This is a genomic window from Pseudomonas cannabina, from assembly GCF_900100365.1.
Lineage (GTDB): Bacteria > Pseudomonadota > Gammaproteobacteria > Pseudomonadales > Pseudomonadaceae > Aquipseudomonas > Aquipseudomonas cannabina.
Genome location: NZ_FNKU01000001.1, coordinates 5,537,013 through 5,559,806 on the forward strand (window position 1 = coordinate 5,537,013; position 22,794 = coordinate 5,559,806).

The 22,794-nt window shown below is 57.5% G+C and carries 8 protein-coding genes and 3 pseudogenes; 3 read left to right on the plus strand and 8 right to left on the minus strand.

Annotation, left to right across the window (positions count from 1 at the left end; translation table 11 throughout):
* Positions 1-86 precede the first annotated feature (86 nt).
* Both BLT55_RS25980 and BLT55_RS25985 read right to left on the minus strand, forming a co-directional pair.
* Positions 87-872 carry a sulfite exporter TauE/SafE family protein gene (locus BLT55_RS25980; protein ID WP_055001543.1) on the minus strand — a complete coding sequence of 262 codons (786 nt, stop codon included), beginning with the start codon at positions 870-872 and terminating at the stop codon, positions 87-89.
* Positions 873-963: 91 nt separating this feature from the next.
* Positions 964-2,790 (minus strand): sensor domain-containing phosphodiesterase, encoded by a 1,827-nt coding sequence (locus BLT55_RS25985; protein WP_055001544.1) that lies wholly within the window; start codon positions 2,788-2,790, stop codon positions 964-966.
* A 569-nt stretch (positions 2,791-3,359) separates the two neighbouring features.
* Between BLT55_RS25985 and BLT55_RS25990 the strand changes: the two are divergent.
* The 3 genes and pseudogenes from BLT55_RS25990 to BLT55_RS26000 all read left to right on the plus strand — a co-directional run bounded on the left by BLT55_RS25990 (position 3,360) and on the right by BLT55_RS26000 (position 14,055).
* Positions 3,360-11,911, plus strand: a pseudogene (locus BLT55_RS25990) (two-partner secretion domain-containing protein).
* Entirely contained in the window at positions 11,908-12,138 is a 231-nt protein-coding gene (locus BLT55_RS25995; RefSeq protein ID WP_055002011.1) for a hypothetical protein, read from the plus strand. Before BLT55_RS25990 ends, BLT55_RS25995 begins: the two are co-directional and overlap by 4 nt.
* A 939-nt stretch (positions 12,139-13,077) precedes the next feature.
* Positions 13,078-14,055 carry an IS5 family transposase gene (locus BLT55_RS26000; protein WP_007247761.1) on the plus strand — a complete coding sequence of 326 codons (978 nt, stop codon included), beginning with the start codon at positions 13,078-13,080 and terminating at the stop codon, positions 14,053-14,055.
* 165 nt (positions 14,056-14,220) lie between these two features.
* On the opposite strand, the gene BLT55_RS26005 is transcribed toward BLT55_RS26000, so the two are convergent.
* The 6 genes and pseudogenes from BLT55_RS26005 to BLT55_RS34580 all read right to left on the minus strand — a co-directional run.
* Positions 14,221-15,324 carry an IS5-like element ISPsy19 family transposase gene (locus BLT55_RS26005; RefSeq protein WP_004663854.1) on the minus strand — a complete coding sequence of 368 codons (1,104 nt, stop codon included), beginning with the start codon at positions 15,322-15,324 and terminating at the stop codon, positions 14,221-14,223.
* 372 nt (positions 15,325-15,696) lie between these two features.
* Positions 15,697-15,942 carry a hypothetical protein gene (locus BLT55_RS26010; RefSeq protein WP_208601287.1) on the minus strand — a complete coding sequence of 82 codons (246 nt, stop codon included), beginning with the start codon at positions 15,940-15,942 and terminating at the stop codon, positions 15,697-15,699.
* Positions 15,943-16,098: 156 nt separating this feature from the next.
* Positions 16,099-17,615 (minus strand): annotated as a pseudogene (locus BLT55_RS34080) (DUF637 domain-containing protein); the annotation flags it as partial.
* A 205-nt stretch (positions 17,616-17,820) separates the two neighbouring features.
* Positions 17,821-18,894: an IS630 family transposase gene (locus BLT55_RS26020; RefSeq protein WP_004663932.1), complete on the minus strand. Its 1,074-nt coding sequence runs from the start codon at positions 18,892-18,894 to the stop codon at positions 17,821-17,823.
* Between the two features lie 75 nt (positions 18,895-18,969).
* Positions 18,970-19,344, minus strand: coding sequence for a hypothetical protein (locus BLT55_RS26025; protein WP_223862864.1), 375 nt, complete (start codon positions 19,342-19,344; stop codon positions 18,970-18,972).
* Positions 19,329-22,527, minus strand: a pseudogene (locus tag BLT55_RS34580) (DUF637 domain-containing protein); the annotation flags it as partial. The gene BLT55_RS26025 and the pseudogene BLT55_RS34580, both read right to left, overlap by 16 nt.
* Positions 22,528-22,794: the final 267 nt, after the last annotated feature.

Consider the following 22,794-nt stretch of genomic DNA (forward strand, 5'->3'; position numbering starts at 1 on the left):
TATCGTCTAAAGCCCGCATCGGTGCTATGAAAAAGTTTGCACGCAGGCAGCCTGACGCAAGAATGTGACAGGCTGTGGAGGGCGAATCAGAACGCCAGTTTGAAGCCGATAATGCCCAGCATGACTGCCAGACAAGGGCGCAGCAGATCATCGGACACGCGGCCAGTCATGTGACTGCCCAGGTAGATGCCCGGTAGCGAACCCATCAACAGCCAGCCCAGCAATTCCCAGTTCATGTTGCCCATGCTCGCGTGGCCCAGACCGGCGACCAGCGTCAGCGGGACGGCATGCGCGATTTCTGTGCCTACCAGGCGTCGGGTGGGCAGCAGCGGATAAAGAATGAACAGCGCCACGGTGCCAAGCGCGCCCGCTCCGATGGACGTCAGTGCGACCATGGTGCCGAGGATCAGGCCGGTGATAACGGTCAGTACCGTCAGGCTGGTGCCACTGAAAAAGGAATGACCGTCGCCGCGGCCATGGGCGAAGGCCAGCAGCCTTTTCTTGAACAGAATGGCCAGTGCGGTCAGTAGCAGGACAAACCCCAGCGCCTGTTTGATGATTGCGTTCAGCGCATCAGGTGCCGTATGCAGCGAACTCAGAAACCACAGCGTCATGAGCACGGCCGGAACGCTGCCGAGGGTCAGCAGGCCAGTGACCTTCCAGTCGATATTGTCGTTTTTACGGTGAACCAGCACCCCGCCGGATTTGGTAATCGCGGCATACAACAGGTCCGTACCCACGGCGGTCGCTGGATTGATACCAAACCACAGCAGGATCGGCGTCATCAACGAGCCGCCGCCGACGCCCGTCATACCCACGATAAACCCGACTACCAGCCCTGCAACGACAAACCCCAGATTACCCGCTTCCATAACCAACCTTGTCAAACCAATGCATCAGGCAAAAAGTGCCGGGAAGCATAACGACTTGAATCCGAAATGGTTATGACGAAGTGATCTAACGTTATAACCGCTTGTCGCGGATGACAGCCGCTTCGGCGGCCTCGGCAACGCTTTGCAGGCGACGGGTCGGGCCGAGCCAGTCCACCAGCGCGTCGGCTTCCATGGGTTTGGCAATCAGATAGCCTTGCCCCTCGTCGCAACCCCATTGCTTGACCAGACGGCGAATCTCGTCGGTCTCGATGCCTTCCGCCACTACGCAATAGCCCAGCTTTTTGGCCAGGCCGATCAAGGCCTTGACCAGCCGCTGATCAGTCTTGTCCGACGCCAGATTGCGAATCAGCGACTGGTCCAGCTTGACCGTGGTGGCGGGCAGCTGACGCAGATAATTCCAGTTGCTGTAGCCCGTGCCGAAGTCATCGATCGCCACATCCATGCCCATCTGGCGCATGCGTTCCAGCTGATGGCGTACTTCGGCCGGGTTGTGCATCAAGGCACCTTCGGTGAACTCCAGCTCGAACCGGGTAGGGTCGATCTTGTGCTGACCCAACAGGCGAATCATCCGGTCGGTAAAGGCCGGGCCGGTGAGGTCTTCCGGGCTCACGTTGATGGCAATACGGAAGTCGAATCCTTCCTGCTGCCAGCTTGCGGCTTGTTCGATTGCACTCTTCAGAACCCACAGACTCAGCGGGCGCATCAGAGCCGTCTTTTCGGCCAGCGGGACGAACTCGGCCGGCCCGATGGGCCCAAGCGTCGGATGGTTCCAACGCAGCAAGGCTTCCACCGAGGTGCACAGGCCGGTATTCAGGTCGATGCGCGGCTGGTAAACCAGACGCAGCTGATCGTGAGCATGCACGGCGGTGGTCAGTGAGCTGAGCAATTTGAACGCACGCTGTTGCGCGGCATCGTAGTGCGGTTCGTACATCGCCCAGCCGAGCTCGCGGTCACGCGCGTCGTCGGCCGCGCTGATGACCATGCGCATCCAGTCTTGGTCATTATTATTCGGCTCGCGGTTCAGGCTCACGACGCCAAGGCCCACCTGCATCTGCACCGGAATACCCCGGCACTCTACGGGCGTCTCGAAGTTTTGCAGGATGGTGCGAAACAGATGTTCAGGCACATGGTCGTGAGGCAACAGAAAACCGAAGCGCGTAGGGCTGACTTTGTACAGCGGGCAGCCCGACGGCAACAGGCTCTCCAGACGGTTCTTGATCTCCGTCACCATGTCCTGGGAAAAGCTGTAACCCAGCGCCTTGACGATGTCGTTCAGGAAGGTGGAAGAGATCATGTCCACCGCCACCAGTTGGTAATCGATACCGGATGCCAGCGCCTGATGAATGTCTTCCTCCAGACGCGACCGGTTGTACAAACCGGTAGGCTGGTCGATGAAGCAACTGAGCCGCAGGCTGACGATGCGCTTCATGACCAGGGACGCAAAGCCCATGAGCATCTTCGTCTGATGCGCAGTCATCGGCTCGCGAGGCTGGGTGTCGATCACGCACAGGCTGCCCAGCGCCAGGCCGTCATCGGTAATCAGCGGGGCGCCGGCGTAATAGCGAATATCAGGATGCCCGGTGACCAGGCCGTTGTTCACGAAACGTTCGTCGAGCGTTGCATTGGGGACTTCGAAGAGCAGATCGGAAAGGATCGTGTACGCACAGAAAGACACGTTACGTGGTGTCTCTCTGGCCTTCAGGCCAACCCTGGCGCGAAACCACTGGCGATTTTCGTCAACGATGGAGACCAGTGCGATGGGCGACTGAAAAAACGCAGCGGTCATCGACACGATTTCGTCCAGTACATCGTCTGAGGTGTCTTCCAGTACACACAGCTCCCTGATGCGCAACAGGCGTTGCGTTTCATTCATCGGGATAGGGGCGCTGGCGTTCATAGAATTCTCGCTGGGTGCTCAATGATGACTATTTGACATCACGAGACTCACTTTAACAGACGAAAGAATTTCGACTACAGGCGCGCGACAAACAGTTAGTCGGCCGACGCATGGTTTTTTTGAGGGGGTTTTGTCCTACAAGCCCGGCGAACAAGGCTGTGCCCCATTATTTTCAGGGCTTTATAGCCATTACCGTTCGTCGCTTGCTAGTGAATCAATGCAAATCAGCGTTGCAGCTGTGCACGCCAGTGGTCGCCGAGCGCATTTGTGTGAAGTCCTTCATGAATATTCGCGTCGGTAGGGAATTTTTCGGTTTGCGAAATGTCTTTGTCGCACCTGATACAAGTTGCGACAATTTTTACAATTCAGTTGCGCTGTCTCAGGGGTCGCTCAGCGATTTTTGCGGCCCGCAACCTTGCACGCTCCATCCAGCAACAGCCCTGCGTGACCGTTTACACCGCTAATCTGTTCCCTGCTTCAGTGACCTCATGCTCATCCGCCAGGGTGATCGTGAATCATGCCCGTGTGGGCTGTTTTCAGCTATCCAGACCTGCTCCGAGACCTTGAATATGGACGTTCGCCAATTTGAATTTCTGTCGCGCCAGCCTTCGGCTCAGGTGGCTCCGCGCGCCAACTTCATGGGGATGCCCAAACGCCTGCTGGCATTGCTGCTGGCGAACGTCATGTTCTGGCAACCGGTCTGGGCGCAGGCCGAAGGCATCGCGGTCAGCGGCACCACCAACACGTCCGTAGGCCAGGCCGGCAATGGCGTGCCGGTGATCAACATCGCCGCACCCAACGGGGCAGGTTTGTCGCACAACCAGTACCAGCAGTACAACGTCGACAGCAAGGGCGTGATTCTCAACAACGCGACCAATGCCGTACAAGCCACCCAGTTGGGCGGCAATATTCTGGGTAACAGCCAGTTGGGCGGGCGCGCCGCCAGCACCATCCTCAATGAAGTCACCGGCGCCAATGCCAGTCAGCTCAACGGCTATACCGAAGTGGCCGGGCAGGCGGCGCGGGTTATCGTTGCCAACCCGTATGGTGTGAGCTGCAACGGTTGCGGTTTCATCAATACCCCACGCGTCACCCTCAGCACCGGCACGCCCGTGCTGGACGCGAACGGCAAGCTCGATCACTTCGCAGTGGACGGCGGCAGCATCAGCATCGACGGCAAAGGCCTGGATGCGAGCGCGGTCGATCAGTTCGACCTGATCACCCGTTCGGCGAAGATCAACGCGGATATCTACGCCAAACAATTGAACGTCATCACTGGCGCCAACGACGTCAACGACGACACGCTGGCGACCACGGCGCGTGCCGGCAATGCTGCCGACAAGCCGCAACTGGCGATCGATTCCTCGGCGCTGGGCGGCATGTATGCCAATGCGATCAGGCTGGTCGGCACCGAGCAGGGCGTCGGCGTGAAGACGGCGGGCAACATGGCTGCCAGCGGTGGCGACATCCAGATCGACGCCAACGGCCACCTGAACATGGCGCAGGCCTCGGCGCAGGGCGCGCTGAACGTCAACGCGCCCAGCGTCGAGATGACCGGCAAAACCTACGCGAGCAGTGTCAACGTGCGTACCCCAGGCGAGCTGGTCAACCAGCAAAGCCTGGCGGCACGCGAGCGGGTCGAGATCAGCGCGGGCAAAGTGACTAATGCGGGCACCATCGCCTCGGGCATCGAAGCCGACAACAGCCGCAACGCGACGGGCGACGTCACGATCAGCGCGCCAGTGGTCGCCAACACCGGCAATATCGAAGCCAGCCGCGCGCTGACCGTCAATGCGGCACAAACCCTCAATAACCAGGGCGTGGTGCAAGGCGGTGCGGTCAGCCTGACCAGCGGCCAGATCACCAATCAGGGATTGGCGGCGCGCCTTGTCGGCGAACAGTCGCTGTTCATCTCGACCCCCGCCATCGTCAACCTGTCTGGCGTGATCCGCTTCGCGAGCGGGCAAGCGGCCAGCTTGCAACTGGACAGCCTCGACAACCGCGACGGGCTGATTCAGGCAACGGGCGGCAGCCTGGCGATCAGCGCAGGTGCGCTGGATAACAGTGGCGGTCAGATCGACGCTGATAGCCTCACGGTTGCCTCCACAACGCTGAATAACCGTTCCGGTCTGCTGTCGGCACGAGCAGGTAATGCACGGGTGACGGCGAGCACCACGCTGGACAACACCGGCGGCACCGTTCAGGCGCAGAACTTGCTGAGCGTTGCCGGTGGCACTGTCGTCAACCAGAGTGGCAGCCTGCTGGGGGCGGGCATCGACGTGACGGCGCCGGGCGCGCAGATCGACAACCGTGGCGGCCTGATTCAGGCATCGGCTGGCGACCTGGCGATCAGTGCAGGTGCGCTGGATAACAGTGCTGGTCAGATCGACGGCAACCGCCTGACCATTGCGTCCACCACGCTCGACAACCGCTCCGGCCTGCTGTCGGCCCGTGCGGGCGATGCGAATGTGACCGCGCGCGACACGCTGGATAACACTGGCGGCACTGTTCAGGCGCAGAACCTGCTGAGCGTCACCGGCGGTAATGTGCTTAACCAAAGCGGCCGCCTGCTGGCGGTCACCGGCAACCTCGGTCTCAATGCCACAGGTCTGGATAACCGCAGCGGCAGCGTGCTGGGAGCGGGCGTCAACGTCAGCGCACCGGGCGCGCAGATCGATAACCGTGGCGGCAGAATCGTCGGTGACCGCATCGACCTGAGTGCCGCCGGTCTCGACAACCGCGAGCAGGGCCTGCTGGCCGCCGGAGCGCAAGGCATGGCCCTGCGCTTCGCCCCGACGGCAAGCCAGGCGCAGTTGCTCAACAGCAGCGGCCAGATCCAGAGTGACGGTGACCTGCAGGTCAGCGGCGCATGGCTGGACAACAGCGGCGGTACGCTGCTTGGCCAGAGCGTGCTGATCGACGCGCCGCGCCTGATCAACGACAGCAATGGCGCAGTGGTCAGCAGTGGCGGCGACGTGACCCTGACAGTCAACAACCTGCTGAGCAACATGACCGGCATCATCGATGCGGGCAGCCGTCTGGTCACGCTCAGCGGTGCGTCCGAGCTCGACAATCAGGGCGGCAGCATTCGTGGCAATCAGCTGAACCTGCAAGCCACCACCCTGCGCAACAGCCAGCAAGGCCAACTGGTCGCAGGCAGCGGCGGGCTGGTCTACACCGGCAGCACGCTGGATAACAACGGCGGTACGCTGCTTGCGAGTGGCGGCACCACCCGGCTGGAGCTGGGCAACGGCGCGGTCAGCAACGTCGGCGGGACGATTCAGGGCGACACCGTGCAGGTTACCGCCGGTTCGCTGGACACCAGCAGCGACGGCAGCAAGGCGGGCATGGTCTCCAGCCTGGTCGACAGCCTGACCCTGAGTGTGGATTCGCTGACCAGCGATGCGGGCAAACTCTTCGCCAGAACCGCGCTGGTATCGACCGGCACCACGCTGTCGAACACCAACGGCAGCCAGCTAAGCGGCGACAGCGTCAACCTCACCGCCGCCAACCTGATCAACCGTGGCGGCCTGATCGAATCCAACACCACGCTCACGTTGCAAGGCGGTTCGCTGGACAACACCGCGGGGCAATTGAGTGCCTTGGGCAACCGGGTCAATAACAGCACCGGCCTCAACAACACGGGCACCAGTGCACTGCGGGCGCTGAGCGCCGATACCAGCACCTTCGATTTTGCCGGCAGCATCACCAACCAGAACGGCCATATCGACGTCGGCAACACCGATTTTGCGCTCAAAGCCGATGCGCTGGACAACCGCGCCGGCAGCATCGAGCACGCCAACACCGGCCTGCTGACCCTGGATTTCAACCGGGTCACCGGCGCAGGCGGCAGCATTACTGCGCTGGGCAGCGGTGACTGGAATTTCGGCGCCGTTGACGGGCTGGGCAACGTGCAGCTCAACAACGCACTGACCTACACCAGCGATTCGCTGGCGCTGCTGGCCGGTGACCGGCTGGCGAGCGGCAGCGGTCTGACCCTCAACCTGAACAGCCTCAACAACGCTGGCGAACTGCTCAGCGATGGCGACCTGACCCTCAACCTGAACGGCGACCTGACCAACAGCGGCCGTCTGTCTGCGCAAAACCTGCTGACCCTCACCGCCAACAACGTCAGCCAGAACGGCGGCCGCATCGGCGCGGGCAGCGACACGCGCCTGAACCTCGGCGGCACCCTCGACAACCTCGGCTACCTGACCGCCCGCCAGAACCTGCGCATCGACGCGGCACAGATCGACAACCGTGGCACGCTGGGCGCGCAAGGCAACGTCAACCTCAATGCCGGCAACGCCATCACCAATAGCGCCGACTCGCTGCTGTTCAGCGGCGGCGCCATGGCGTTGCGCACTGGCACGTTCAGCAACCTGTACGGCGACGTTTACAGCCGTGGTGACCTGAGCGTGGCCAACCTCGACGGCAGCGCCGCGCAGCGTTTCAGCAACCTGTCCGGCACCGTGGAAAGCGAAGGCTCCATCGCCATTAACGCCGCCGCCGTGGAGAACGCCAAGGCCGAGTTCGAACTGGGGCAGAGCATCGTCACCGGCAGCCTGGACTGGCAGTGCAGCCAGCACTGCGGCGGTCACGACTCGTTCAAGCGTGGTCACATCATCATTAACCAGACCTTTGTCGAAAGCGCCATCAAGGACTCGCCGTCGGCGCGTCTGGTCGCCGGCAAAGACCTCGAGGTGCAGGCCGACAACGTGCAGAACCGCTACAGCCTGCTGGCGGCCAACGGCAACCTGACAATCACCGCCAACGACCTGCTCAACCAGGGCGCTTCCGAGCGCACCGGGCAGAACACCATCAAGATCAGGGCGCAGGGCCGGGTCAACACCGGCTACTGGGATCAGATGGATTTCATCGACGTCCCGGCCTTCAATGCCGCCGTCGCAGCCGGCAACTTCGACCCGGTACGCTTTGAAGAGCTGAAAAGCCGCTCTACCGACAGCCGCTTCATCGAGCAAAGCAACGTCACCGTCTGGAGCGACGATCCGCAACCCAAGTACGCTGCCACGCTGCAAGCCGGTGGCACGGTCAACCTGAACGTCGCGCGCACCGTGCAGAACGGTTAACACCCCCGAAATACTCACCGGCACCCTCGGCGAGGATCAGACCGCCCTCAAGGTCGGCGGGCTCGACATCACCATCAACAAGCAGGCCACCGATGCCAGCGCCGCCAGCGTGGCGTCCGTCCAGCCGGTGCAGCGCGTGGCTGCCGATGGCAGCGTGCAGACCGTGTTCACCCCGGTGGATTACAGCGGCATTCCGTTCGCCGCCGTAGACCCGACCGCAGGCGCGACCTTCCAGCTGCCGAAAGGCGACTACGGGCTGTTCATCCGCAACCCCGATCCGACCAGCAACTACCTGATCGAGACCAACCCGAACCTGACCAACCTGTCGCAGTTCCTCGGCTCGGATTACCTCCTCAGCCGCCTCAACATCAACCCCGACAGCAACTGGCGTCGGCTGGGCGATGGCCTTTACGAACAGCGCCTGATCCGCGACGCGGTACTGGCGCAAACCGGCCAGCGCTTCCTCGCTGACGGCCTGGGCAGCGACTACGATCAGTACCGCTACCTGATGGACAACGCCCTCGCCAGCAAAGACGCCCTGAACCTCAGCCTCGGCGTCTCGCTGAACGGCGAACAGGTCAGCGCCCTGACCCACGACATCGTGTGGATGGAAAACCGCGTCGTTGACGGCCAGAAAGTCCTCGTCCCCGTGCTGTACCTGGCCCAGGCCGACTCGCGCAACGTGCGCGGCAACAGCCTGATTCAAGGTCGTGACCTGAACCTCATCTCCGGCGGCGACCTGATCAACGTCGGCACCCTGCGCGCCAGCAACAACCTCAACGTCAGCAGCGGCGGCAGCATCTATCAGGGCGGCCTGGTCGACGCCGGCAACAACCTGCAGATGACCGCGCAGGACAGCATTCGCAACGCCATGGCCGGGGAAATCCGTGGCGGGCGTGTCAGCCTCACTGCTGTCAAAGGCGACATCCTCAACGACCGTACGGCGATTCAAGTCGGTGACGGCGTCGGCATGCGCACTGTGACCGACACCGGCAGCACCATCACTTCCCGGGAAAACCTTGCCCTCAACGCCGGTCGCGACATCACCAATTACGGCGCCATGAGCGCCGGTGGCGACGTGTCGCTCACGGCCGGTAACGACATCAACCTGCTGGCCAAAACCGACAGCAGCAAGAACTACCAGATCATCACCGGCGGTCGTAAATCGACCATGACCACCGACGTCAAGAACCTTGCGTCCACGGTCACTGCCGGTGGCAACGTGAACATCGACGCGGCGCGCGACGTCAACGTCCTCGCCAGCCAGGCCAAGGCCGGCAATGACCTGCCCCTCAACGCCGGCCGCGACTTCAACGTCAGCTCGGCCAGCGACTCGCACAACGTTGAAACCCGCACCAAACACAACAAGACACGCACCGTCGAAGAAAACGGCCGGACCACCCAGCTCGCCAGCGAACTGACCGCAGGCAATAACTTCACCGCCCAAGCCGGGCGCGACACCAAACTCGTCGCCAGCAAGATCACCGCCGGCAACGAAGCGTACCTGTACAGCGGCAACACCCTGAGCCTGCTCGCTGCGCAGGACAGCACGCATACCCTGTACGACATGAAGAAAAAGGGCAGCTTCGGAGCCAAAAAAGCCCAGCGCGACGAAGTCACCCAGACCACCAACGTCGGCACCGAAATCCGCACCGCAGGCAACCTGACGTTGGCAAGCAATGGCGACCAGCTGTATCAGGTCGCCAAGCTGAACAGCGGCAAGGACCTGACCCTGCAAAGCGGCGGCGCAGTGACCTTCGAAGGCGTGAAAGACCTGCACGACGAGAGCCATACCAAGAGCAAAAGCGACATGGCCTGGTTCTCGATGAAGGGCAAAGGCAACACCGACGAAACCCTGCGCCAGAGCGAACTGGTCGCCCAGGGCCAGACCGTGATTCAGGCCGTGAACGGGCTGAAGATCGACGTCAAACAGGTCAACCAGCAAACCGTCAGCCAGACCATCGACACCATGGTCAAGGCCGACCCGCAACTGGCGTGGCTCAAAGCGGCCGAGCAGCGCGGCGATGTGGACTGGCGGCAGGTGAAAGAGCTTCACGACTCGTTCAAGTACAGCAACTCAGGCATGGGCCAGGCGGCGATGCTGGCGGTGATCATCATTGTCACTGTTGTGACGGCGGGTGGGGCGAGTGCGCTGGCGGCTTCGGCGGGCAGTGCAGTGGGAGCCGGGGCCGGTAGCACCATGGCTGCTGCAACAGCGGCCACCGCCGCAGGCCTGGGCAACGTAATGGCCACCGCCGCACTGACCTCCATGGCCAGCACCGGTGCGGTCAGCGTCATCAACAACAAAGGCAATTTGGGCGTCGCGCTGAAAGACACCTTCGGCAGCGACAGCCTGAAAAACGCCACCATCGGTGCACTGACCGCTGGCGCGTTGAACTACGCAGACAGCACCTGGTTCCAGGGCGCGAGCCCGGCCAATGGCGACGGTGCGAAAGTCATCGGTTCCGGGCCGGTGCAAAACCCCGGCTACTCCAAGGAATGGCTCAGCTGGCAGAAGGCGCAAGACGCGGTCGTGCGCAGCGGTACGCACGCGGTTATCGAAAGCGGCATCTCCACCGCCATCAACGGCGGCAGCCTGAAAGACAATCTGGGCTCCGCGCTGGTGTCGCAAGGGTTTGATCTGGCCGCTGCTGTAGGCAACAAAAACCTGGGCGACTTTGCCGACTACATGGACCTGGACCCCGGCTCGGCAGAAAAAAATATTCCTGCACGCCATGCTGGGCGGCGCATTTTCAGCGGCTCGCGGCGGCGACTTCAAGACCGGCGCCATTGCTGCCGGTGCGGCTGAGGGGTTGACGGGGATCGCCAACGAAAACCTCGGCAAGTATCTGGACAGCCGCTTCGTAACGGATGACCAGTTCCGGGTGGCGACGGCGCAGATCGTGGGTATCGCAGCGGGTTCGCTGGTCAACGGCGACCCGAACGACGCGGCGTGGGTGGCGGGGAATGTTGAGCGGTATAACGCTCAGTTGCAAAGGCCCCAAACGGCCGCATTGCAAAAACTGAGGGAGCTCAACCCTGAGCTTTCGGATCGTTTGACTGATGCTGCGTGCGCATTGTCCCAGTGCGCCGCTTCGATTCCGGTTGATGATCCACAATACGGTAAATTCAAGGCGCGTCAGGACCGCGGTGAAGGCTACAAGACCGAAATTGCAATGCTGCAAGCGACGGGAGAGTTTGACGGCCGTAGCTGGACAGATCGAAGTGATGATTTCCTGAATTCCCACGGAAAATGTGTTCAAGCTACAAATGCGGGGGTGGATACCGCCTCAGGCATTGCAGGTGGCGTAGCCAGCTATGCCGGCATGATGGCGACCTCTCCGGTCTGCGTAGGCATCGTGACCTGCGCTTTGCCAGCGGGATTTGGGGTGTTAGGCACCCAGCAGTTGGTAGGCGCGTGGGACTCCGCAAGTCAGATCAATGCTGGCTTCACATCCGACCAGCCTGGTCGGGTGCAGGCTGCTTTTCAGCTTGAGACGTTCCCGGGCGAGTCGAGCATAACCAAGGACCTGGCAGCCAATGCCGGTAAGTCCGTGCTCGAAATGAGCGCGTTTGGATTGGCAGCGAAGTATTTCAATGGTCTTTCTGCTGCGGATGAGGTGGTGTTTCCGTGGGGCGGTGAGAGCATTGCTGGTGCAAAAGCTACTGCTACAACGGGAGAAGTTGTAGCTACTGAAGCCACAAGTGCAAATGCCCAAGCTGCATTGAGAGCGAAACTATCAGGGCTACAAAAAGCTCAAGAGACAGCAGCGGTCACTAGAAAACTGCCTGATGGCCGTATTCGTTACTACACACAAGAGGTTCCTGTAAGGACAGAAGGACCTACTCGGGGTGCTTCTTTCGCCACGGAGTTTGATCCTGAAACGGGCAGTACGAGGCAATGGATGGAAAGCTATGACCATGCAGGAGAAGTAATCCGTGTCCACCCGAAAAGTATTAATGGGCAGCCGGTTGATGCTCAGCACTACCCTCCGACCGGAGCAGAGCTAAAGAGTTGGGGGCAGCAATGAGCATGGAAGACATAGTGGCTGACAGACTTGGAAGAGTAGTTGCTGATGGATTTGATATTTTTAAAATATCAAAAGAGGCACTTGATATTTACCAAGATCCAAACCTTTCTCTCACAAAAGATTTAGACATTGCGTTGTTGTCACTAATGGCAATGGTCGAAGGGCCAGAGTTTGAGATGACGGAAAAAGAATTTTATGATTTTTTATCTGATATTCGACAGATGTAGTTTTCAATATACCCAACTTGATCAGGCACTATCGACACCGGCCTTGCGAACCAACCGGTTGTTGGGACTGACGGAAAACCAATACCAGTTTACTCAGAGAAGCTTAAGGAGACGCTGATTTATTCTAAAACCCAGCTGTTGCCCCCAGATAAATCAAGGCCTCCAGAGCGTTGCAGGGACGAAAAATCGAATAAATCAGCGCCTCCTTAACAGCCCTTATGCCACACAAGAATTTCCATCGACACCCATTGCGCATGGCTTTCCCGATATCGTTGATAACTATGCAGGCAGCGCTACTAAATTCTCCCTCCGCAACGGTTCGTCGCTTTACCAGGCAGCAGGTAGTTACAATGGGGTCGCAGGTAGATTTGAGTGGATTGTAGATCCAAATTTGGGTGGTGTAACACACAGAATATTTGTGCCAAATGGAACTGTTAATGGGATACCGGTGAAACCATGATTCAAACAATTTTTGAGCGTATTAATAACTATGGTTTAACTGATTGGGCCGTTCTACTCCAGGGATTCTGTGGCGTTTCTGGTGTATTGGGTCGATTACCAGCGTTTTGTGTGAGAAATTTTGCAAATGCTGAGCTTGAAAGGTTTGATAAGAATCACCCGTTGCTCGAGGTAATTATTAGCTTAGGGAGCCGCTGATTTATTCGATTTTTCGTCCCTGCAACGCTCTGGAGGCCTTGATTTATCAGGGGGCAACAGCTGTGCTTTAGAATAAATCAGCGTCTCCTTAGGGAGGCGCTGATTTATTCGATTTTTCGTCCCTGCAACGCTCTGGAGGCCTTGATTTATCTGGGGGGCAACAGCTGGGTTTTAGAATAAATCAGCGCCTCCCTAGGGAGGCGCTGCAAAAATAGCCAACTGTCCCCACCCTTGGCACACTAAGTTCCTTCAACAGCCTCCCTCTCCGTGAGCGTTACGCGCGTGCAGAAGACCTTCTCCGAACTCGAATATACCGGCAAGAAAAAGCAGACTCGCCGAGATCGCTTCCTGGCTGACCTTGAACAGTTGGTGCCCTGGGCCCTGCTGGAGGCGCAAGTGGCGCCGTTTTATAGCAACACCGCAGGCAAGCGCGGACGCCCTGCGATAGGGGTGTCGCGCATGTTGCGCATGTACGTCGTGCAGCAGTGTTTCGGTTTCTCCGATGAAGGTTGCGAAGATGCCGTCTACGACAGCCAGGCCATCCGCGGTTTTATGGGTATCGACCTGGGTCGCGAGTCTGCACCGGATGCCACCACCTTGCTGCGTTTTCGCCGCTTGCTGGAAGTCCATCAGCTAACCCGGCTGCTGTTTGAAACGATTAACCAGCATCTGGCCAGCCGGGGGCTGCTGCTCAAGGAAGGCACTATCGTCGACGCTACTCTGATCGCCGCGCCGCCCTCGGTCAAGAACCGAGAAGGCAAGCGTGATCCTGAGATGCATCAGGCCAGGAAAGGCAATCAATGGCACTTTGGGATGAAGGCCCACATTGGTGTAGACGCCACGTCGGGGCTGGTGCACAGCGTAGTAGGGACGGCCGCTAACGTGGCGGATGTCACCCAGGTTGGCCAGTTGCTTCACGGTGACGAAACCTATGTTTCGGGTGACGCTGGATACACCGGTGCGGCCAAGCGACCGGAGCATGCTGAACGGGACGTTATCTGGTCGATTGCAGAACGGCCAAGCAGTTACAAGCAGCACGGCGAAGGCAGCGTGCTGTATCGGGTCAAGCGCAAAATTGAATATGCCAAGGCGCAACTGCGTGCCAAGGTCGAGCACCCCTTCCAGGTAATCAAGGTGCGCTTCAATCATCGCAAGGTTCGCTACCGTGGGCTGGAAAAGAATACAGCGCAGTTGTTCAGTTTGTTTGGGTTGGCCAATCTGATGCTGGCCAAGCGGTATTTACAACAGACGGCAGGATAAATCCGTCTGAAAGGCGGGACTGGCCCGCCTTTCAGCAAAATGAGGGCAGAAATCTGCTCGAGAAACGTAAAATAAGGCCGGCAGGTTGAAAAAAACCGGCTTGGAAATGGGGACGGTGCGAACGGGTTAATTGTTCAGCGTCTCCCTAGGAGGGTGTAGACAAAATCATGTAGTGAGTCGGCGCGCGAGTATTCGAGCCTCGGCCAACCAAACCCATGCCTCGCTTACCGCAAAAAGGCGATCATGATGCATGATCAGTCGCCGAGCTCTCTCATTCCAGGCATGAGTTCGCTCCACTACCCATCGCTTGGGCATGACCACAAATCCAGTCTGAACAGGCTCCACGGAAAATAGATCGCCTTGTTCAGAGTGCCATTGCCCTGTTCTTCTGTTATTCGGGCCACGGATCACTTGAACATCGATAGCGTGCAGTTGATGGGTGCGCTGTGCCCATTTTCCTGCGTACGCACTATCAACAAAAAGCGTGCTCAGTGACGGATATTTTTCCTTCGAGTACGCCACCGCATCATCCGCCGCGTCACGATCCTGCACGCTTGCAGCACTGATACTGACAGCCAGCAGCAGGCCCAATGTATCGACAATCAGACTTCGTTTACGCCCCTTCACTTTTTTGCCTGCGTCGTAGCCGCTGTCACCGCCTTGAGGAGAACTGCGGGTCGACTGTGAATCCAGGATCGCTGCTGACGGGCTGTCAGCGCGTTCTTCCCGCTCACGCCATTGAGCTCGCAAGCGATCATGCATTTGCTCGAACTTGCCTTGAGCGCTCCACCGGCGGAACGTTTTGTAGACATTGTCCCAATGAGGAAAATCGCGGGGTAGCATTCGCCATGAGCACCCCGTGCGTACGACATAGCAACAGGCTTCCAGCAACGTGCGCCGAGAGTGAAGCGGTGGCACTCCTCGTCCGCCCTGGCTTTCAAACAGGTCGGCGACCAGTGCCCACTCGGTATCTGTCAAGCAACTCGGATATAGCTGCTCCGGCAGTTGGCGGCGGTGGGTTTCATTGTAGCCATAGGCTTTATTAGGTTCAGGTGACTGAAAACTTCCCTTGGCCCGCTGCTTTACACGCGTAATCCCTGCCATTTTCAACGCTTTTGCAAAGGTGTCGGGATGCGCAGTGATACCGGTTTCGGCGAAGAATACGAGCGCCAATTCGGCCTGGCTGGAATAGGGCTGTGCATGAGCGAGTTTCACCAGCACGGGATAGTGCTCGGCGGCAATCGAGCGAGGACGTCCGGTTTTAGGCATGGCTTGAGGGCTATTCAGACAAGGGAGTGAAAGTTTAATTTATTTTGTCTACACTCTCTAGGGAAGGTCTGAAAAAGCCTTTTCTTCAAAAGTCGAAGCCAGTAAATACAGGCGCTCCAGCCCGGTTCCTCTCCAAAAAAATGGGCTTTTTCAGAGGATACTTAGGGAGACGCTGATTTATTCTAAAACCCAGCTGTTGCCCCCAGATAAATCAAGGCCTCCAGAGCGTTGCAGGGACGAAAAATCGAATAAATCAGCGCCTCCTTAGGCGTTGTACTTGCGACATCACCACCCGCCGTCGTGCCCGTACCAGCCAAACCCGGCCCTTTTGCACCATTTTACAGCAGGACAATATCGGACTGACCCTATTGCCTACCTCTCTTCTAAAAGTGCTGAAACAACCCTTGCACAAAACAGTTTCATTTCGAACTCATCTATAAGATGTTCGCCGCCTCCAGGCCGATAAAGCGAGAGCTTTTCCTGCAGCTCATCAAAGAGATTTTCAAACTTACCAAACCCTTCATTTTCTTCAATTTCATCCAGAAGGGTTTCCGTATCTTTTGCCCATTGAACCGAAATATTGGAACCACTCACAAATCTATCAAGATGTTCAATCAAATTATCTATCGTCATTTTTTCTTTACCGGATTAACAACCGTGATAATACGACCCCCATCCACAGCAATTTGAGCTTTAGGATATTTAGAGTTCATGAGCGTAACTGAGGTACCACGATCATCTATTTTTATTTTTCTAAGGAGACGCTGATTTATTCTAAAACCCAGCTGTTGCCCCCAGATAAATCAAGGCCTCCAGAGCGTTGCAGGGACGAAAAATCGAATAAATCAGCGCCTCCCTAATTTTATCTGCGGTATCAATAAAATCCTCTACTTCCAGAATGGTCATCGGCTCTCTGCCTTTAGGCGGATTTACCATACGATCCGCAGCATGAAAGTTAATTTGCTTACCACCAGGTGTCATAGCGACACCAAGCAACTGCTTAGTAGCGAATTCCCCATCAAAAAGAACAGGCAAATTATTCTTAGTCGTTCCGGCTACTTCTTTTGCTTTTGCACCAACGATTCTCTCACCGCCCCACGGAAACACCACCCCATCCGCAGCAGAAATACCATTGAAATACTTCGCTGCCAATCCAAACGCGCTCATTTCGAGCACGGACTTACCGGCATTGGCTGCCAGGTCCTTGGTTATGCTCGACTCGCCCGGGAACGTCTCAAGCTGAAAAGCAGCCTGCACCCGACCAGGCTGGTCGGATGTGAAGCCAGCATTGATCTGACTTGCGGAGTCCCACGCGCCTACCAACTGCTGGGTGCCTAACACCCCAAATCCCGCTGGCAAAGCGCAGGTCACGATGCCTACGCAGACCGGAGAGGTCGCCATCATGCCGGCATAGCTGGCTACGCCACCTGCAATGCCTGAGGCGGTATCAACCCCAGCATTTGTAGCTTGAACATATTTTCCGTGGGAATTCAGGAAATCATCGCTTCGATCTGTCCAGCTACGGCCGTCAAACTCTCCCGTCGCCTGCAGCATTGCAATTTCGGTCTTGTAGCCTTCACCACGGTCCTGACGCGCCTTGAATTTACCGTATTGTGGATCATCAACCGGAATCGAAGCGGCGCACTGGGACAATGCGCACGCAGCATCAGTCAAACGATCCGAAAGCTCAGGGTTGAGCTCCCTCAGTTTTTGCAATGCGGCCGTTTGGGGCCTGTGCAACTGAGCGTTATACCGCTCAACATTCCCCGCCACCCACGCCGCATCATTCGGATCGCCGTTGACCAGCGAACCGGCTGCGATACCCACGATCTGCGCCGTCGCCACCCGGAACTGGTCATCCGTTACGAAGCGGCTGTCCAGATACTTGCCGAGGTTTTCGTTGGCAATTCCCGTCAACCCCTCAGCCGCACCGGCAGCGATTGCGCCGGTCTTGAAGTCGCCGCCGCGAGCCGCTGCAAATGCGCCGCCCAGCATTGCGTGCAGGAATATTTTTTCTGCCGAGCCGGGGTCCAGGTCCATGTAGTCGGCAAAGTCGCCCAGGTTTTTGTTGCCCGCAGCAGCGGCCAAGTCAAAACCTTGCGACACCAGCGCGGAGCCCAGATTGTCTTTCAGGCTGCCGCCGTTGATGGCGGTGGAGATGCCGCTTTCGATAACCGCGTGCGTGCCGCTGCGCACGACCGCGTCTTGCGCCTTCTGCCAACTGAGCCACTCTTTGGTGTAGCTCGCACCGTTGCCGTTGGCGGGGCTCGCGCCTGGAACCAGATGCTGTCGGTGTCGGTCACGGTGCGCATGCCGACGCCGTCACCGACCTGAAAACGGGCGAAAGTAAACTAGAAAAAAGCCTTACAGATTAAGAAAAAAGCTACTTTTTAAAGAACAGTATCGATCTTAAACGCTTTACACCGTACAGACGATCATTCTGGGCAGCACCACCAGTCGATATTGCGCCCGCTAGTGTGATGTTTTCGAAATAAGTTACTTATTGCCTGCGGTTTCAAGTGCTTCACGCGCCCGTTGAATTTTGTTCAGAATCTCCTCTCCCTTTGCGTTCCAAACGTATCGGGTCGGCTGAGCATTACGTAACGCCATGAACGCTGTAATGGAGCTCTCCAGCTCGCGAACCGAGGCAAAACTGCCGTCGCGAAGATACACCGTGATGTCTCGAAAGAAGCGTTCAACCATGTTCATCCAAGAGCTGGAGGTCGGCGTGAAATGAATATGAAAACGCGGATGCTTCGCCAGCCAGGCCTTCACTGCGGCATGCTTGTGGGTCGCGTAGTTATCGACGATCAGATGAAGCTGGAGGTGTTTGGGCGTTTCTTTATTGATCTTCTTGAGAAAGGCCAACCACTCTTGATGCCGGTGCTGACGCTCGATGCTGCTGATCAATTTTCCTTGGAGGTAATCCAGTGCGGCGAATAACGTGACCGTGCCATGACGGGTGTAATCATGGGATTTAGTCTGGATATGACCGATGCCCAAAGGCAAACCCGGCTGTGTTCGCTCCAACGCCTGAACCTGGCTTTTCTCATCACAGCACAACACTAAAGCCTTATCCGGTGGGGCCAGATAAAGCCCGATCACATCCCAGAATTTCTCCTCAAACTGCGGATCGTTGGACAACTTGAATGTGCGCGTCAGGTGGGGCTTTAAATCATTGGCAGCCCACAGCTTATGGACGGTGGTCGAGGAAATACCCGCCGCCTTTGCCATGCTCCGACAGCTCCAGCGTGGTTCTCCGATGCGAGGACGGGTGACCTGTTCCAGGACACGGCGAACTGTCTCGGCAGGCAAAGATGACTTGCGTCCACGCCCAGGTTCGTCGACCAGTCCGTCCAGTCGACGAGCCTGGAAACGCTGGCACCAGAGCGTGATCGTTGGGCAGGAAAAGCCCGTCAAACGTGCAATGTTGTCTCGGGTTTCACCTTCGGCAGCCAGCAGGATTATGCGTGCTCGACGACCCTCTCGCTGAGGTATGGTGGCAGAGCGAACGCGTCGTTTGAGTTCGATCGTTTCTTCAAGGCTAAGCGTGATGTCCAGAGCGCTCACGATAAGCTCTCCACGGCTGGGATGACATCTGAAGTGTAGCCGAAAATAACGAAAAGATATTTCGCGAACAGCACACTAGTTCGTGGAATAGTAACTATAAAGATCCGCATCAGGCCAAGTTTCGTCATATGCGGTCAATGTGCTCCGCAGGGCCTCACTACGAGGATCATCCGAAGGATTCATCTTTAAAAGTACAAATTCTTTAATTTCGCCCCACTGAAGCTCACGCATACAAAATGCCACTGCTTCAAATGGCGTGCTTCCGGACATCAACATAAACTTAAATCTTTCTATAAAATCTTTTTTGTATTCCGGATGTTTTTTTACAAACTCTAAAATATTTAACAAAGACTTCTCATATGAAATCTCTAGCTCTTCACCAAAAGCAGCCATGGCCAAATCGCAAAGCATATCAAACTGTTTAATTACTTCATTCATTTCGGTACCCATGCACCTTTTCTGGAATTGCCAGGATCTGGCACCCAGACTTTTTCTATGTACTTACCTCCCACGTCAAGCCCTTTTTGAGAGAATGCATTTTCTGCAGCGGCTTGGGCAGCACGACCAGAGGGTTCATAGTGCCCCGATGTATTATCAATATATTTAACTTCCCCATTCACGATTTTTACTTCTCCCGCAGCAATAACGGGCTTACCATTCGCAAGGTCGATATGGCCACCACCTACATCATTAAATTTTCGCCCGATTACCAACTGACCATCCTCAAGAATGACATAGTTATATCTTCCTGCGCCTTGAGTCAACTTTGTATCTGAGATAAGTGTTGGAACACTTGTTGGGTGATCTGGGAATTGATTGGGAAAACTAGGCGCCGCTTGCTTTTCGACAGAATCTGCCGTTGCTTTTGCACCATCAGCCAAACAGCAAGGCTCATTATACTTCGCCAATACGACATCATTACTCGTGGCAGCGAAAGCATCATCCGCTCTGACGGTTCCAGTACGCTCCAGCTGCGAAGTATAGTCGACGTTGCTGACGTTCAAGCCGTAGAAATCAGCGGCATCATCCGCGAGCCCTGAAACGCTGCTGCCTCCAAGCGCTTCCGACCTGCTTGTCGCAGCCAGGTCCACAGACGCTCCGCTTTTCGCTACCAGAATATTTTCTGCTCTTGCGAGGCTCGACGCTTCACTTGCTTTTGCAAGCTGCCCGAACTTTCCTGCGGAGCCCACCGGCACCACCATCGAGGCGACGTCAGTACCGATCTCTGTGACTTGTGCGGCCGACTCGTAGCTGTTGCCTTGCAGGTTGGACACAAACGCCCGGCCAGACTGCCTTGTCGTCATCTGACCGATTGGATCTAGTGAGGAGTCAGCCACTGGACCGAGAAGACTATTGACTCCGCCCAGAGGGTCGCCGCCCAGAAGTTCGCCCCCCACCTTGGCAGTGGCCCTTACCATTCCCCAGGCGCTACGACCAATTCCCGCAAAGCCGCCTGCGACACTCTCAAGAACATCTGTCGGCTTATCACTGAAGTTCAGATTGGTTTCATAAAAATCCACCAACCCCTGAGTCTTGTTACCTTGCGGATCACCCAGATAGTCAATGTTCCTATTGCTGTCTTTATATGCAGCAGGTCGAGATGTCTGGAAGTCGACAATCATCGTCGCCGTCTCGTTACCGCTATACGAACGAGGACTGCCGTCTACCGAAGCGTCCGAGCGGGCGTACTGGTCGGCGATAGGCGCAAGTGCTACGCCCAAATGAGCCAAGGTATCTACGTCAATGTTGGCGTCTTTCTCCGGGATCGACTTATTCCAGCCCTCATCGGTGTAATAGGCCAGAGCAACAGCCATGCGACGTGTCGCTTCTTCCTGGCTAATGTTCTTGTCTGCTGCCAGTTTGGGCGCTTCTCTTTCGATTAACTGAGCTGCTCTCGGGTGCAGTTGCTCGTTATACCGCTCTACATTCCCCGCCACCCACGCCGCATCATTCGGATCGCCGTTGACCAGCGAACCCGCTGCGATACCCACGATCTGCGCCGTCGCCACCCGGAACTGGTCATCCGTTACGAAGCGGCTGTCCAGATACTTGCCGAGGTTTTCGTTGGCGATCCCCGTCAACCCCTCAGCCGCACCGGCAGCAATGGCGCCGGTCTTGAAGTCGCCGCCGCGAGCCGCTGAAAATGCGCCGCCCAGCATGGCGTGCAGGAATATTTTTTTCTGCCGAGCCGGGGTCCAGGTCCATGTAGTCGGCAAAGTCGCCCAGGTTTTTGTTGCCTACAGCAGCGGCCAGATCAAACCCTTGCGACACCAGCGCGGAGCCCAGATTGTCTTTCAGGCTGCCGCCGTTGATGGCGGTGGAGATGCCGCTTTCGATAACCGCGTGCGTACCGCTGCGCACGACCGCGTCTTGCGCCTTCTGCCAGCTGAGCCATTCCTTGGAGTAGCCGGGGTTTTGCACCGGCCCGGAACCGATGACTTTCGCACCGTCGCCATTGGCCGGGCTCGCGCCCTGGAACCAGGTGCTGTCTGCGTAGTTCAACGCGCCAGCGGTCAGTGCACCGATGGTGGCGTTTTTCAGGCTGTCGCTGCCGAAGGTGTCTTTCAGCGCGACGCCCAAATTGCCTTTGTTGTTGATGACGCTGACCGCACCGGTGCTGGCCATGGAGGTCAGTGCGGCGGTGGCCATTACGTTGCCCAGGCCTGCGGCGGTGGCCGCTGTTGCAGCAGCCATGGTGCTACCGGCCCCGGCTCCCACTGCACTGCCCGCCGAAGCCGCCAGCGCACTCGCCCCACCCGCCGTCACAACAGTGACAATGATGATCACCGCCAGCATCGCCGCCTGGCCCATGCCTGAGTTGCTGTACTTGAACGAGTCGTGAAGCTCTTTCACCTGCCGCCAGTCCACATCGCCGCGCTGCTCGGCCGCTTTGAGCCACGCCAGTTGCGGGTCGGCCTTGACCATGGTGTCGATGGTCTGGCTGACGGTTTGCTGGTTGACCTGTTTGACGTCGATCTTCAGCCCGTTCACGGCCTGAATCACGGTCTGGCCCTGGGCGACCAGTTCGCTCTGGCGCAGGGTTTCGTCGGTGTTGCCTTTGCCCTTCATCGAGAACCAGGCCATGTCGCTTTTGCTCTTGGTATGGCTCTCGTCGTGCAGGTCTTTCACGCCTTCGAAGGTCACTGCGCCGCCGCTTTGCAGGGTCAGGTCCTTGCCGCTGTTCAGCTTGGCGACCTGATACAGCTGGTCGCCATTGCTTGCCAACGTCAGGTTGCCTGCGGTGCGGATTTCGGTGCCGACGTTGGTGGTCTGGGTGACTTCGTCGCGCTGGGCTTTTTTGGCTCCGAAGCTGCCCTTTTTCTTCATGTCGTACAGGGTATGCGTGCTGTCCTGCGCAGCGAGCAGGCTCAGGGTGTTGCCGCTGTACAGGTACGCTTCGTTGCCGGCGGTGATCTTGCTGGCGACGAGTTTGGTGTCGCGCCCGGCTTGGGCGGTGAAGTTATTGCCTGCGGTCAGTTCGCTGGCGAGCTGGGTGGTCCGGCCGTTTTCTTCGACGGTGCGTGTCTTGTTGTGTTTGGTGCGGGTTTCAACGTTGTGCGAGTCGCTGGCCGAGCTGACGTTGAAGTCGCGGCCGGCGTTGAGGGTCAGGTTTTCAAGGGCAGTGATGGTGCTGCCGGTGTCGGTGTCGGTGCGCATGCCGACGCAGTGACCGACCTGAAAACGGGTCAGCGTAAACTAGAAAAAAGCCTTACAGATTAGGAAAAAATTTATCTTGTTAAAGAGCAGCATCGACCTTAAGGAGGCGCTGATTTATTCGATTTTTCGTCCCTGCAACGCTCTGGAGGCCTTGATTTATCTGGGGGCAACAGCTGGGTTTTAGAATAAATCAGCGTCTCCCTAAAAGAAATTCAATCAAGCTATCATCTATGACTTTTACTA